Here is a 13,644-nt window from a genome sequence, read left to right as displayed (position 1 = left end):
ACCATGGATCGTCTCATGAACGACCAATTGACTGGGGCCATGCCTGAACAACCGATCCTGGTCACCGGCGCCTCCGGAAAGTCCGGCCGCCGCGTCGTCAACCGACTGCGAGCCAAGGGCCTGCCGGTCCGCGCGGCGTCCCGCAGCGGAGAACATCACTTCGACTGGACCAACAAAGACACCTGGGACCCCGCCCTGGAAGGCATACGAGCCGCCTACATCGTGCAACTGGACGGCACAAAGCTCGTCCGCCCCTTCGTCGAACGGGCGGCACAGCACGGAGTGCGGCGCATCGTCCTGGCCTCAGGACGCGGCATCGACGACTCGAACTACGTCAGGGACAGGAATGGCGTACTGGACGGAGTCCGCGACAGCGAGTCCGCGGTACGCGAAAGCGGCCTGGAATGGACGATCACCAGACCGGGCTGGTTCGCGCAGAACTTCAGCGAGGGCTTTTTCGCTGACGCCGTCCGTAACCGTGAACTGCGACTACCCGCCGGCGACGGCGCCGCGACCTTCATCGACGCCGAGGACATCGCCGCAGTAGTGGTCGCCGCACTAACGGAGGACCACCACACAGGCCAGATCTACGAGCTGTCCGGCCCCCGCCCGGTGACACTCACCGAAGCGGCGGCCACCATCTCCGAGGCCATCGGCCACGAGATCCGCTACGTGCCGCTCTCAGTCAAGGAGTACGTCGCGGAACTCGTCCAACAAGGCGTACCACCCACCGACGCCGAAGCCTTCGCCGACGTCATCGAACCACTCAGGGAGGGAAGGGACGCCTACACCTCCGACGGCGTCCAGCGCGCCCTAGGCCGTCCACCACGAACCTTCGCCGATTTCACGAGATCCACAACCGCCAAAGGCGGTTGGCCGACCTGACCGCGCCGACCCTCACCGCCATCGCCCCTCAGGAAAGGACATCCGATGTCTCCGGGGAGGTGCCGGTCGTAATGACGGCCTCCTCGGAGGTGGGGGTTTGCCGCTGGCGGGTCGGTAGGCCGATCTATGGTTCCCGCCGTGATGACGGGCGGCGCTGATCAGCATCGTCACCTGTCATCCGGTGGTGAAGGCGTCTCGGGCGGCGTCCAGCATCGCGGGGCCGACCGGTCCCGGAGCCCTTCGGCGGTCTCCACGGCACCGGCGGGGCTTCCCCAGGCCGCGCTCTCGGCGGCGGGCGGCACACCGGCAGGAAGAGAGTTCCTGAGGTCCCGGGATGGTGGTCATGGCCTCAGGAAGCCCTCCAAGACAGGGACCCTCTCCGCTCACGGCCCATGGGGCGATGGGGTCGCTGGTCCGCCGGACCACTCGCAACCCGAGACGGATACGCCGTCCACGACCTGCTCGTCCACCCGCAACGCGCCGCGCTGCTCACCGCCGACGACATCAGCCACGCCCACAGCATCGGGGGTGTTCAGCTCGGCGAAGCGTTCTGCGGTGGCGAGGGACTTGTCGAGCCGGGCCACGCGACGGGAGCCGCCGGTGGCATACCTGATCTGGACCTCGAAACCAGGGCTTGCTCGCCTTGGTCGGGATGTCCTTCACTTGCTGCGCCGACTGCGAGACCAAGCTCGGCCGCCCGTGCGTTCCTGCGGTCGCTGCCACAGCGAGTCGGCCCGGGGTTCGGGGCGGTGGTCGCTCACGCAGGCACCGATGCGGTCAAGCCAGGCACATCGCCAGCTTCTTATCTGCACCATTCCGGTCCAAGACTCAGGGCCTTCGAGGGGACGGACGACACGTCGCGTAGCGCGCGTTCTCGCAGGCCAGCCGTAATGGTAGTGCCGCAGCGCCCCGGTGTCTCCGCATTTCCATCGTCGTGGCCGAAGATGCAGGTTTATCTCAAAGGGAGTGGGCATATGTGAGCGTACCCCCGATGGCAGCAAGCGCGTCTCAAGGAGCATTCGTGACGACGCCGTCAAAGACGAACCCTTCACCCTCTGACGGGACGACGCACTGGTATGTCAAACCGTTGCGTGTCGCCGCCGTCACACTGGTTATCGGCGTGCTGTCGGTGTTCTTCTATTATGCGGCGAAGTTGACGCTCAGTTCTGTGCACGACCAGGGACAAGCCGGCGGCAACACGGATCCTGGCCGCTCGCTCCGCTTCTACCTCGACCGGCCCGCCCGAGAGGCGCTGATCCAGATCGGCGGCAATGTGGTCCTGCTCATGCCGCTGGGAGCATTGGCCCCTACCGTCTTCACCCGCTTGCGAGGGCCGCTACGGATAACCCTGGTCGGGGCTTTGGTGTCACTGGCGATCGAAACGATGCAGGGCTTGCTGGTCACCGGCCGTGCATTCGATATCGACGATGTCATCCTCAATACGGCGGGCGTAATCATCGCGTATTTCCTGATCGGACGCAGAGCCTCTCGTCTGGTCCGCGGGAAGAACTGATCCTGACAACGTCCGCGTTGCGCTGCACGACCCTTTCGTCTTCCAGCACGCGACTTGCGCGGCGCCGTGCGCGTAGAGGACCCTTCGCGGTGCTGGACGAGGCCGCCAAGGGCGTCAGCGCCGCCACTCTGAACACTACGGTGTATCGAGGTATCCGCATGGGCCTGCTGGCAACCGGCTCCGCCGACGCGACCGCGACGATCCGAGCCCGCATCGACTGTCGGCCCGTAGTCGAGCAACTGTCCGGCCGCACCGCAATCACCGACGCTTGCGGCGCTGCGCCATGGCGTCCGGCTGCCGCTTCCAACTTCGGCCGGGCAGCCTCGCCTTCCCCTGGGCGCCGCGCGACCGCAATGACCGCTCAGCCCCCTTGACCTGCACGGAGCTGATCATGGCGAGTGTGATGCCGCCGCAGAGGGTGGGGCAGTCGCGCAGCAGAGTCAGTAGGTGGCTCGCCCGCCGGAGAGGTCGAACACCGCGCCCGTGGAGAACGTGCAGTCCGGCGAGCACAACCACGCCACCGTTGCGGCCACCTCCTCGGGTCGGGCTGTCCGTCCTATTGGTATCCGGCGCCGGCGTGCGGCGTCCGCACGGCTCGACCTGGCTCTAGCGCCCCTCGCTGCGGATCAGCCGGACGAGGCGGCACAGACCGCACTGGAGGCGGTGACGAGCCGTCGGCTGGTGCCGTCGAACCACTGGCGGCCGTCGCGGTGACCAGGGCCGCGCAGGCTCGGAGGGTGCCAGAAGCGACCGAGCTGCACGAGGCGTACCGCGAGTTGCGCGCGCCAGCGGAGCGACCCACTCGCCGACGGCTGAGCGTGCCACGCCGAGCCCGCGGCCGGGAGCCGGCTGAGATCATCGCCTCCGTCGCCTGACTGCGAAGGGAGCCGTGTCCATCCCCGAACCGCTGAAGGACGACCAGATCGCCGAGCACCTGAGCGGGCTGCCCGGTTGGACCCGCGACGGCGACGCGATCGCCCGGACGTTCAGGCACACCTACCACGGGACCGTTCACCTGGCGATGTATGTGACGGCCAAGGCCTGCGAGGTCGGACCACCACCTGGACATCCACATCGCCTGGCAGCGCATCAGGTTCGCGATAACCCCCCACGACGCCGGCGGCCGGATCACCGTGAAGGATTTCGAGCCGGCCCGCCACATTGAGGCGATCGCGGCCGGGCACGGGGTAGCCGAGCCGGTCTGACATGCGGCGCGATGCACCGACGAAGGGGCGAATTCGCGCGTCCGATAGATTCCGGCAATTCACCATAAACGGACCGTTCGCCGCACCGATCGACCGTTCGACCGACAGCCCCTGACCGTCCTCCTGACCAGCCGTCGTGATGATGCGATGCTCCGCCCGATGACGTCGAACAGCCGCCGGGCGGCCCCGTCGTCCCGGCCAGGAAGGAGTTGCGGCGATGCGCGCGAGACGGCGGATGACCTGGGCGAACAGAAGAAGTCGCAGCTGGCGGCTGTCCCTTGTGGCGGCGGCCGTGGTGCTGCTGGGTGGCGTCGCCGCCGCGCCCGGTGTGGCGGCCGATGCCCCGCCGAAGGCGGAGGAGTGCGAATTCAGCGTCCAGAAGGACGTCCCTGCCACCATGCGGGACGGGACGGTGTTGCGCAGCAACGTGTTCACCCCGAAGGGTGAGGGCGATTTCCCCGTCATCCTGATGCGGCTGCCCTACAACAAGGAGGGCGCCCTGAGCTTCGTCTATGGTCCCCCCGACCGTTACGCCAAGGCCTGCTACATCGTCGTGGTGCAGGACGTCCGCGGCGAGTACAAGTCGGACGGCACCTTCTACCCGTACCGGAGTGAGGCCGAGGACGGCTACGACACCATCGAGTGGTCCGCCGCTCTGCCGCACTCCAACGGCAAGGTCGGCATGTACGGGTTCTCCTATCCGGGGCTCACGCAGTGGCTGCCCGCCACCCTCGCGCCCCCGCACCTGGTCACGATCGCCCCGGGGTTCACGTCCTCCGACATCTACGAGGGATGGACCTACGAGGGCGGCGCGCTGTACCAGGCGTTCATCCAGGACTGGCTGCTGAGCTTCCTCAACGGGGGCGTCATCAGCAAGCTCCCGGACGCCGCGAAGCTGCGGGCGGAGATGACCCAGGCGTCGCGAGACCTGCACACCAAGTGGTACAAGCACCAACCGCTGAACAACTTCCCGCCGCTGTACCCGGGGGACAACCGCATCGCGCCGTACTACTTCGACTGGATCGACCACCCGAGCTACGACGACTACTGGAAGCGCTGGAGCACCAACACGAGATATCCGCAGATCAAGGTGCCGTCCCTGAATTTCGGTGGCTGGTCCGACATCTTCCTCAACGGGACGGTGGAGAACTTCGCCGGAATGCGCGCCCAGGGCGGGTCCGAGGTCGCCAAGCAGGGCACGAAACTTTTCGTCGGGCCGTGGACGCACGGCGGCTCGGGCCGCAGGGTGGGCGACGTCGACTTCGGTCCGGAGGCGGTCGTCGCATGGGGCGATCTGCACCTCCGCTGGTTCGACTACTGGCTGAAGGGGATCGACAACGGCGTGGACAAGGATCCGCCGGTGAAGGTCTTCGTGATGGGCGCCAACAAGTGGCGCACGGCTGATTCCTGGCCGATCCCCGGCACCGTCAACACCACGTACTACCTGCACAGCAAGGGCGACGCGAACACGGCGAACGGCGGCGGCACGCTCGATAACACCGCGCCCGCGACGGCCGAGAAGCCCGACCAGTACCGGTACGACCCGGCGAACCCGGTACCGAGCGTCGGCGGCCGTTTCCAGAGCTCGGTTCCCGGCGGCCCGCGGGACCAGCGGTCCGTCGAGCAGCGGCAGGACGTGCTGGTTTACACCAGCCCGAGGCTCACCAAGGACACGGAGGTCACCGGCCCGATCTCGGTCACGCTGTACGCCAGTTCCTCGGCGAAGGACACCGACTGGACGGCCAAGCTCACCGACGTCTACCCGGACGGCACCTCGATGCTGGTCCGGGACGGCCTCCAGCGCGCCCGCTACCGGGTCTCGCTGGAGAAGCCGGAGCTGATCACCCCCGGAGAGGTCTACAAGTACACGATCAAACTGTGGCCGACCAGCAACGTGTTCAAGGCGGGCCACCGCATCCGGCTGGAGATCTCCAGCAGCAACTTCCCGATGTACGACCGGAACCCGAACACGGGCGGGAAGTTCGGCGCCGACACGACCACGCAGCCCGCGTCGCAGACCGTCCTGCACGACCCGGAGCACCCGTCGTCGATCACGCTGCCGATCATTCCGACGCCCGTCCGCTGACCCCGGCGTAACGGCTGACCCGCGTCCCCGCCGCGGGTCAGCCGAAGGCCAGGTGGACCTGCCCGAAGTGGACGTTGTCGAACGTCCGTCCAGAAAGTCGTTCTCGGACCAACCGCCGGTCTGGACCTCCTGGCCGTTCTCGACATTGGCGAAGAACAAGATCATCCAGCCACCGCGGTCGAACCGGATCCGGTACATCCGCTCGGTGAGCCGCAGCCGCTCGGCCTGGTCGCCGGTGGCCTGCGCCTTCTCGGAGATCGATCGCAGCTCGCGGACGTCGGGTGGGTCAGCGTGGTGGTGTCGCTGAGGTCGGTCAGCGTCATCAGGGTCAGGTAGTCGCCTGCGGCCGCCACCTCTCGACCGAGACCTTCCAGTCGTGAAAGTTGGGGCCGAACAGCCTGGAAGTGTGGACCTGCCGGACCTTGACGGTCATCCCGATCTCGGCGGCATTCTTCGCCGGCACCGTACACATGGGCACGGCCTCGGGCGAGACCGCGCCGGTGACCAGCTCGACCGTGACGCCCTCCTTACCCGCCTCCTTGAGCAACCGGCGCGCTCGGGCGACGTCCCGCCTGCGCACCAACGACTTGGGATAGCCGGGCGCGAACGGCTCGGGCAGGTCGTTCGCCACCACGCCGTGCCCGGACGTGCACGCCGTGAGCGCCTGCCCCCGGCCGATCGCCGACCGCAGTGCCTGCCGCCCCGCGCGTCGTCGAAGGGGGACTCCTTCATGGTCATGTCCGCTCCTTCCGCGACTGTGATTCTGCGGGCGCGGCACCAATTCGGGGATCGCCGCGATGAGCCTTTGGTGAACGGGCCGTCCGGACGGTCGAGCACGTCGTCGACCTGTCCGGCCTCCACGAGCCGTCCGGTGCGCATGGCGATGACGCGCTCCATGATGGGTGCGGACGAGGGCGAGGTTGTGCGTCACGAACAGCAGGGCCAGGCCCTCCTCGTCCTGGAGCCCGCGCAACAGCCGCACGATCGATGCCAGGACGGACACGTCCAGCGCGGAGATGATCTCTTCGCAGATCAGCACCTCGGGACGGCCCGGCTAAGTGTCCGGTTCGGGGCGTGAACGGCGTAGCTCGACTACGGCTTCGTCAGAGATTCGATACGGCCGTGCCGTGCACCATGGTGTCGACGATGGTTTTGACAAAGGGCCGGGTGACGGTGCCGGGGGGCGCGCTGACCAGGGCGAACAGGGCGCTGCCGTAGAGCGCGATGAGTGCTGGGACCTTCTCGTGTGCGATCTTCAGTCCCAACCGGTCATGTTGATCGGCGGTGAAACGCACCGCGGTCTCCTGCAGTTTCGCCAGCGCTGCGGCCAGCGCTGGGCGGCGTACTGCCTCCAGTTGCAGCTCGAAGATCGCGATGTAACGGTCGCGCAGCGTGGTCGCCGCCGTGAACAACGACTCGGTCAGCATCTCCACCAGGTCGGCACCGCCCGGTGGCGGGTGTTCGGCCGCCTGCTCCATGTCGGCCATGTGCAGCTCGACCACCCGCTCGGTCGCGGCCACCAGCAGTGCCTCGCGGCTGCGGAAGTAGTTGGACGCCGTGCCGACCGGCAGCCCCGCCTGCTTCTCCACCGCCCGGTGGGTCACACCGTGCACACCCGATGCCGCCAGCAGGTCGATGGCGGCATCGCTCAGGGCTTGACGGCGAGCGAGGTTGGTGGGCGGCACCGCACGATGATATCAATAGTCGTAGTAGTACGATCGTAGTGAATGGAGGGTGTCATGCGTGTCATCGTGGTTGGCGCAGGGCTGGGCGGGGTGACGGCGGCGGTGGGGTTGCACCGTCAGGGGCACCAGGTCATCCTCTACGAGCGGGGCGCCGAGCTCCGCGAAGCGGGCACCGGCGTGGTGATCATGCCCAACGGGCTGCGGGCGCTAAAGGAACTCGGCTACGACACCAGTGACATCGGCGGAGCGCGGCCCACCCCCGCCCGCACCGGAGGGCTGCGCGACTGGCGCGGGCGGCCGCTGCTGATCACCGACGCCGTGCAGGCGCAACGCAAGGTCGGGTCGATGGTTGTGGTCGACCGGACGGAGCTGCACCGGGTTCTGCGCGCCCCGCTGCCCGCCGACGCGATGCGTGTCGCGACACCGGTGGAGCGGCTGGAGGTCGGCGTGGACGCCGTGGCGGTGTTCAGCGGCGGTGAGCGCGTCGACGAGGCGGACGTGGTGATCGCGGCCGACGGGATCGGCAGCAGGCTGCGCGAACAGCTGTTCCCCGGCCACCGCGGGCTGCGCAGAATCGGCCGTATGGACCTGCGCGGCACCCTGCCCTGCCCCGCGGAGCTGGACGTGGAGGAGCTGCTGGCCGGCATCCTGATCGACCGGCGCACTGGTGCGATGTTCGGGCTGTTCCCCCTCGGTGCGGACGGGCTGTACTGGTTCACCGACTCTCCGCTGCCCGAAACAATCCCGGAGCCGGAGCAGGCTCGTGAGCTGATGCTGGCGTTGATGGCCGACTGGCACCCGGCCGTCCCCGCACTGCTGGCGGCCACCGCGGCCGACGACGTCTACGTCGACCCGATCGCTTGCCTGGCCGAGCCGCTGCCGGCGTTCGCGACCGGCAGGATCGCGCTGCTCGGCGACGCCGCACACGCCATGACGCCCGACCTCGGGCAGGGCGCCAGCCAGGCCTTCGAGGACGCCGCCGCACTCACCCACCATCTAGCGGCGGCCGAGCCCGCGCACGTGGTCGAGCGGCTGCTGCGCTACGACGCGCAGCGCCGCCCACGCGCCAACCGCCTGATGCGAGCCGCCGAGCGGCAGTCCCGGCTAACCTCCCTGACCGGGGCCGCCGCCTTGGTGCGTGACACCGCACTGCGTGCGACCCCGGCCCGTTTGGCTACCCGGCAGCTCGCCACCATTTGGCATTCCTAATATCGATCATGTCGACTTTCCGTCGTAGGTCGGCGCTCGTGGGCGAACAGTGTCGGGGTTTTCCGTCCATCTGGGCCGTATATGGCCATCCACAGCAAGGACTACAAGTTCCCCCTCGGCCGCACCGTTTTCGGCGTCGAAGCGGCCAGGGGATCACGTACATCTCAACCAGTACCGCGCCGCGCTCAACGCGGGCGCCGACCGCGTCCAGGTCGCGATCAACGAAGCCGAGCAGGAACGCGCCCGGTTGGAAGGCGAGGTGAGCGCCGTCCTGGCGGCCCAGGTGATCAGTGGTGACGGGCTCGTGGAGCTGCTATGCCGGACCGGCGAACTTGCTCGGGCGGTTGTGGACGCGCATCCCGATGACAAGGCGGATCTGTACAGGAAGCTCGGGCTAAGGATGATGTACTACCCGCAGAAACAACTCGTGGAAGCCAGAGTGGTCCCGACTTCCACATGTGCAAAAGGTCTGTGTCCGACTGCGCCGGTTAGAAGCATGTACGAGAACGGTGCGCGAAGACCACGAGCGGTGCCCTGTAGTTGCGACCCCTCGTAGGGGCGATGAGGACCAGGGTGGAGACCGACTTCGGGCCGCTGAACATCATGCTGTTGCGACCCCTCGTAGGGGCGATGAGGACTCGCCCGCCGCATCGGCCGCGCACAGTCCACCGTGTGTTGCGACCCCTCGTAGGGGCGATGAGGACGCGTCGGAGCCGGCTGATTACACGTGGAGCGGTTTCGTGTTGCGACCCCTCGTAGGGGCGATGAGGACCCCAGGGTAAAGCTGCTGGTCAGGGGTGGTGGGGCTGGTGGGTTTTGGGGGAAGGTTTCAGCGGACCTTCGGTAGTGCGGGTGAGGCCGGTGTGTTGCTGAAGTTTTGCGGTGTGGAGGTGTCAAGGAACGGGTTAGAGGATGTCGGTGGGCTCGGGTTCGGTGGCTCCCCAGGCGTGGCGTTGGGGGGTGGTGCCGGGTGGGAAGGTGTAGACGATGACGCTGTCGTAGGTGAGGTCGAGGGCGGTGTGGACGGCGTTTTGGAAGCGGCGTAGTTGGGCTGGGGTTAGTTGTCCTTCGAAGACGCTGCGTTGGACGTGGTGGAGGTATTGGCGGCAGGTGCGCAGGATCACGGGGTTGCGTTCGGCTGCGGTGTCGTAGACGACCACGACGTACATGGGTCACCACCAGATTCGGAAGGGCTTGTAGGTGGTGTTCTCTAGGCAGTGGCGGGTCAGGGCCAGGGCGTCGAGGTAGAGGAGCTCGTCGTAGGCCACCGGGCGTGCCAGGGTGCGGTGGGTGACGGTGACGGCGAACTCGTCCCGGACGGTTTGGACGACGAGTTTGCGGCCTGTTTCGCTGAGCATGGCCTGGTTGGTGTCGCTGTCGAAGTGGTGTTCTTTGAGTTGGTTGCGGCTGGCCATGCGCAGGAGGAGGCGCTCGGCGAAGAGCGGTTTGAACATTTCCGCCAGGTCCAGGACGAGGGAGTGTCGTTGGCGTTCCATGCTGCTGTGCAGGAACGCGATGCCACTGTGCAACGGGGTGAGGCGGACGGCGGTGAGGACGCGGGCGTACACGATGCCGTTGACGTAGCTGATGAAGGCGTTCCCGGCGTTCTTGGGTGGGCGGCGGCTGCGTCCGTCGAGTTGGAGCCATTCGGGGAGTTTGGTGTCGATGACGGCCCAGGCTGAGCGGCGGAAGGTTCCTTCGGCGCCCATGATGTGGGCGGCGCTTTCGGCTTCGGCCATGGAGTTTTGTAGGGCGGCGTAGGGGCGGGCGAGGAGTTTGCGGTCAACGATGCGGCGGACGTTGAAGGCCGTGGCGTCGACGATGTCGCGGGCGATTTTCAGGGCGGCGTCGGGGTCGCCGGCGAGCCGAGCCTGGGCGAGGACGGTCTCACCTGAGGTGCTGGTGTCAGAGGTCAGCAGGGACCCGGCGTAGTCGCCGTAGTAGCTGAGCATGTGCACGTTGATGCGGTGCCGGTTGAGGAGGGAGACGACCGCGGTGTTGATGTCGGTTTCGGCGCAGGCGACGATGTCGCGCACATCGGTGACGGGAATGTGGACGGCGGAGGCGTTTTCGCGTTCGATCAGCAGTGACTGGTCTTTGCGCCGGATCCGGCAGGGGCTTGTCAGCCAGTAGGTACGGGCAGCGGTCGGCAAGGTCACTCCGTCCAGCAGTAGTCGGTGAAGCTGCATCCGCGGCAGGCGCTGCGGGTGAGGCGGGGTGGCGAGACGGGTAGAGCCGCGGTTGCCAGGACGGCGGCGATATCGGCTTCCGCTTGTGTCGCGTCCTGCTCGGTGTAGATCAGCTTTTTGGTTCGGCGGGTCTTGGGGTAGTGCAGGACTGCCCCTTGCGCGTCGACTCCGACGCGGTGGAGTCGGTGGCAGTAGTGGCGTGCTTGGGCTTCGTCCGCGGCGGTCGGTCTGCTGGACGATTTCACCTCGTGAACCCATTTCTGGCCGTCGACGAAGTCGAGGCGGGCTGCGCCGAGGTCCACGGGGGAGTGGCGACTGTAGGTGGTGTCATGAACGGCTTCGCCCAGTTGCACGGTTGCGTTCAGATGTTCGGGTCGGATGCCCCGCAGGAAGAGCCAGAGTTGTCGGCGGCAGTGGTAGAGGTATTTGACGTGGGTGCCGCCGACGTCTTCGGCTTCGATCACAGGACTTCTCCGGGCTGGTAGGTGGGCTGGGCGGCGCCGCGAACGGCGCGCAGGCCCAGACGCTCGTCGTAGTCGCCGTCGACGACGTTTACCTGGAGCTTCTTGTCGTAACCGCTGAGAGCACCGGCCCAATACGGCATGGGGATCAGGTATTCGTCAGCCAGCAGACGGCTGGCTTTGGGCTGGCCGGGGGCTTGGGCCAAGGCGTCGGTGTAGTCGTCGTAGTCCTGGGTGAGGATCGCTTCGGTGCCTTCGAAGAGTTGGTCGAAGACGGCGGTGAGGTCGGAGCGGGAGTCGAATGGGCGGCGGAAGGTGAGCAGTCTGCGGGTGAATTCCTCGCAGCGTTCGCGGACCTCTTCGCGCCAAGTGGCTCCCCATGGGGTGCTGTAGATGTGGTTGAGCCAGGTGGTGGCGTCGGTTTCGTCGACGACGGTGTCGGTGTGGGCGGTCAATAGCTGCCAGGCGGCTTCGACGGGTTCGCGGGGGTAGATGCCATCGGCGTAGTCGAGACCTGGCTCCTTGCGACGGGTCGTCCAGTGGGGGTGGTGGACGATGACGTCGGCGGGAGGCCGGGCGGCGAGGCGGTTGACGCGGCCGAATCGTTGGAGCAGGGCCTCAAGAGGGGCTGCGGCCGTCATTAGCACGTCGAAGTCCAGGTCGAGACTGACCTCGACGCATTGCGTCGCTACCAGGAGGCCCGGTTGCCGTTCTGTTAGGCCTGCGCCGAACCTTTTCCTGATTTTCTGTTCGATGCCGTTGCGGTCTCCCCGGCGGAATCGGGAGTGCAGCAGCAGCGCGGAGCCTTGGCCGTGACGTTCTTCGGTCTCTGGGGCGAGTTCCTTGAACAACTCCAGTGCCTGAGCGACATTGTTGGCCACCACCAGGACGGACTCGTTCTGGGACAGGCGGAAACGGATCTCGGCGAGCGCCGCCGGGTCGGTGAGGTGGTGGTCCCTGATGCGCAGGCGATGCCGGGGTGTGAGGTCGAGTCCTTCGGCGTCCACGAGGCCGACGGGGTGGGTGAGTGTCTGGGTGAAGAGTTCGCACAGCACCTCGGGGAGGGTGGCCGAGACGACGGCGATGCGTCCGCCGAGGCGTTCCCAAAGTCGTGCGGAGGCGAGGATGTAGCCGAGCCGCCTGGGGTCGTAGACGTGAAGTTCATCGAGAACGAAGACGGAGTTGGCGGTATCGATGAGGATGCCGGAGTGGGCGGGGCCGGCCAGGGCGGCGCGCAGCAACTGGTAAGGGGTCGCGACTCGGACGTTTTCACGGAACAGCTTGGTGGCCGCGGCCCGGGAAATGGCTTTGGTCGCTGCGTTGACGCGGCAGGGATCGTCGTCCTGGTCGGTCTCGTCGCCGTCCTCGGGCGTGATTGACGCGGCGAGGTGATAGGAGGCGGCTTTGGAGTGTGCCACTCCGACGGCTTCGGGTGCTTGGAAAAGACCCTTGAGACGGTCGGCCATCGCGTTGATGGACGACAGGTAGGGGAGAACGAAGAAGACCCGAGGCACTCCACCGGTATTGCCGGTCAGCTCGGCGACCTGGGCTGCGGCCCACAGCAGGGCGGCCTCGGTCTTGCCGCTGCCGGTCGGCGCACGCAACAGAAGATGCCCCAGCCGCGCCCCGGCCCGGACCTGGTGGGGACGCAACGTCCTGCCCTGACCGTGGAAACTCTGGTCGAGGAGCGTACGAAAGGAGCCGTCCAAGGGCTGGGTGAGAGACAGCCGTCCATGCGCGGACGACAGATGGTCGGCGAGAGTGACGGCGCCCTGCAGAAGAACGGCGGTGAGCCCGAGGTCGGGTGCGGCTCGTTCGTCCCACCGTTCCAGCACCAGGTCGAGCAACCCGTGCGCGGCCTCCAGAAGGGCCTCGGTGGTCAGCGGAGCGCGCGACGCGTCGGCTACCGGCAGGCCGACCGTCCGTGCCGTTTCGCGGAACCATTCCTCCAACTCGGGGACGGCCTGCGGAGAAATCGGCCCGATTCTCTTCCGCAGTTCGGCGATATCGCAGTCGCCGTACAGCCCTGCCAGGTCGCGGCCGGGTTCACCGTGTAGGGGCCGGTGGTGGGTGGCCACGGCGGTGGCCACCCATAACAACAGGTCCGGGTCATGGACGAGGGATGGCAGGAATCCCAAGGAGAGAACTTCGTGCCGTTCTCCCCACAGCCGAATTCGTCCGGCGAGCATGTCCTGGAAGCCCGTGGGGATCTTCCCGCCGTCATGAGTGAGCGCGGCGAGTTCGACGACCGGCCAGAACAGCGGCCCTAGGCCGTCGTCCAGGTCCGGAAGCCTCCCCACTCGACGGGAGAGCTGGTGGGCCGCCTCACGCGCCGCCGCCAAGTGGTCGATGAGAGGCTCCGGCGGACGTCCGTCCCGGCTGCTCTTGGCGTGAACGGACGCCAGTACCAC

Annotated in this window: 12 protein-coding genes and 1 pseudogene; 5 read left to right on the top strand and 8 right to left on the bottom strand. The window is 67.1% G+C overall.

Annotated elements, in window-relative coordinates:
* Positions 1 to 39 precede the first annotated feature (39 nt).
* Positions 40 to 885, top strand: coding sequence for an SDR family oxidoreductase (locus BZB76_RS00605; RefSeq protein ID WP_121432326.1), 846 nt, complete (start codon positions 40 to 42; stop codon positions 883 to 885).
* Positions 886 to 1,268: 383 nt separating this feature from the next.
* On the opposite strand, the gene BZB76_RS34070 is transcribed toward BZB76_RS00605, so the two are convergent.
* On the bottom strand, positions 1,269 to 1,469 hold the full coding sequence (locus BZB76_RS34070) for a hypothetical protein (protein WP_147449256.1): 201 nt from the start codon (positions 1,467 to 1,469) through the stop codon (positions 1,269 to 1,271).
* 437 nt (positions 1,470 to 1,906) lie between these two features.
* Here BZB76_RS34070 and BZB76_RS00600 point away from each other — a divergent pair, with 437 nt between their 5' ends.
* On the top strand, positions 1,907 to 2,398 hold the full coding sequence (locus BZB76_RS00600; protein WP_246006684.1) for a VanZ family protein: 492 nt from the start codon (positions 1,907 to 1,909) through the stop codon (positions 2,396 to 2,398).
* Between the two features lie 440 nt (positions 2,399 to 2,838).
* Here BZB76_RS00600 and BZB76_RS00595 read toward each other — a convergent pair.
* A pseudogene (locus tag BZB76_RS00595) lies at positions 2,839 to 2,985 on the bottom strand (SDR family oxidoreductase); the annotation flags it as partial.
* Between the two features lie 474 nt (positions 2,986 to 3,459).
* Here BZB76_RS00595 and BZB76_RS35630 point away from each other — a divergent pair.
* Both BZB76_RS35630 and BZB76_RS00585 read left to right on the top strand, forming a co-directional pair.
* Positions 3,460 to 3,603: a 4a-hydroxytetrahydrobiopterin dehydratase gene (locus BZB76_RS35630; RefSeq protein WP_337959738.1), complete on the top strand. Its 144-nt coding sequence runs from the start codon at positions 3,460 to 3,462 to the stop codon at positions 3,601 to 3,603.
* 217 nt (positions 3,604 to 3,820) lie between these two features.
* Positions 3,821 to 5,689 carry a CocE/NonD family hydrolase gene (locus tag BZB76_RS00585; RefSeq protein WP_211342767.1) on the top strand — a complete coding sequence of 623 codons (1,869 nt, stop codon included), beginning with the start codon at positions 3,821 to 3,823 and terminating at the stop codon, positions 5,687 to 5,689.
* A gap of 328 nt (positions 5,690 to 6,017) precedes the next feature.
* On the opposite strand, the gene BZB76_RS00580 is transcribed toward BZB76_RS00585, so the two are convergent.
* Positions 6,018 to 6,728: an ABC transporter substrate-binding protein gene (locus BZB76_RS00580; RefSeq protein ID WP_121432322.1), complete on the bottom strand. Its 711-nt coding sequence runs from the start codon at positions 6,726 to 6,728 to the stop codon at positions 6,018 to 6,020.
* A gap of 64 nt (positions 6,729 to 6,792) precedes the next feature.
* On the bottom strand, positions 6,793 to 7,374 hold the full coding sequence (locus BZB76_RS00575; RefSeq protein WP_121432321.1) for a TetR/AcrR family transcriptional regulator: 582 nt from the start codon (positions 7,372 to 7,374) through the stop codon (positions 6,793 to 6,795).
* 54 nt (positions 7,375 to 7,428) lie between these two features.
* Between BZB76_RS00575 and BZB76_RS00570 the strand changes: the two genes are divergently transcribed.
* On the top strand, positions 7,429 to 8,583 hold the full coding sequence (locus tag BZB76_RS00570; RefSeq protein ID WP_170180454.1) for an FAD-dependent monooxygenase: 1,155 nt from the start codon (positions 7,429 to 7,431) through the stop codon (positions 8,581 to 8,583).
* Between the two features lie 905 nt (positions 8,584 to 9,488).
* Here BZB76_RS00570 and cas2 read toward each other — a convergent pair.
* Genes cas2 through cas3 form a run of 4 tightly spaced genes read right to left on the bottom strand, consistent with a single transcriptional unit; the run spans position 9,489 to position 13,644 of the window.
* Entirely contained in the window at positions 9,489 to 9,752 is a 264-nt protein-coding gene (gene cas2, locus BZB76_RS00565) for a CRISPR-associated endonuclease Cas2 (RefSeq protein WP_121432319.1), read from the bottom strand.
* A 3-nt stretch (positions 9,753 to 9,755) separates the two neighbouring features.
* Complete coding sequence (cas1b, locus tag BZB76_RS00560) at positions 9,756 to 10,742, bottom strand: type I-B CRISPR-associated endonuclease Cas1b (protein ID WP_246006683.1); 987 nt, start codon at positions 10,740 to 10,742, stop codon at positions 9,756 to 9,758.
* Positions 10,739 to 11,236, bottom strand: coding sequence for a CRISPR-associated protein Cas4 (locus tag BZB76_RS00555; protein WP_211342766.1), 498 nt, complete (start codon positions 11,234 to 11,236; stop codon positions 10,739 to 10,741). Before BZB76_RS00555 ends, cas1b begins: the two co-directional genes overlap by 4 nt.
* Complete coding sequence (gene cas3 / locus BZB76_RS00550; RefSeq protein ID WP_211342765.1) at positions 11,233 to 13,644, bottom strand: CRISPR-associated helicase Cas3'; 2,412 nt, start codon at positions 13,642 to 13,644, stop codon at positions 11,233 to 11,235. The genes BZB76_RS00555 and cas3 overlap by 4 nt, the downstream gene beginning before the upstream one ends.

It is taken from the genome of Actinomadura pelletieri DSM 43383, from assembly GCF_003634705.1.
Classification (GTDB): domain Bacteria; phylum Actinomycetota; class Actinomycetes; order Streptosporangiales; family Streptosporangiaceae; genus Spirillospora; species Spirillospora pelletieri.
The sequence above is the reverse complement of the archived record's forward strand: the minus strand, read 5'-3'. Positions and strand labels throughout refer to the sequence as shown.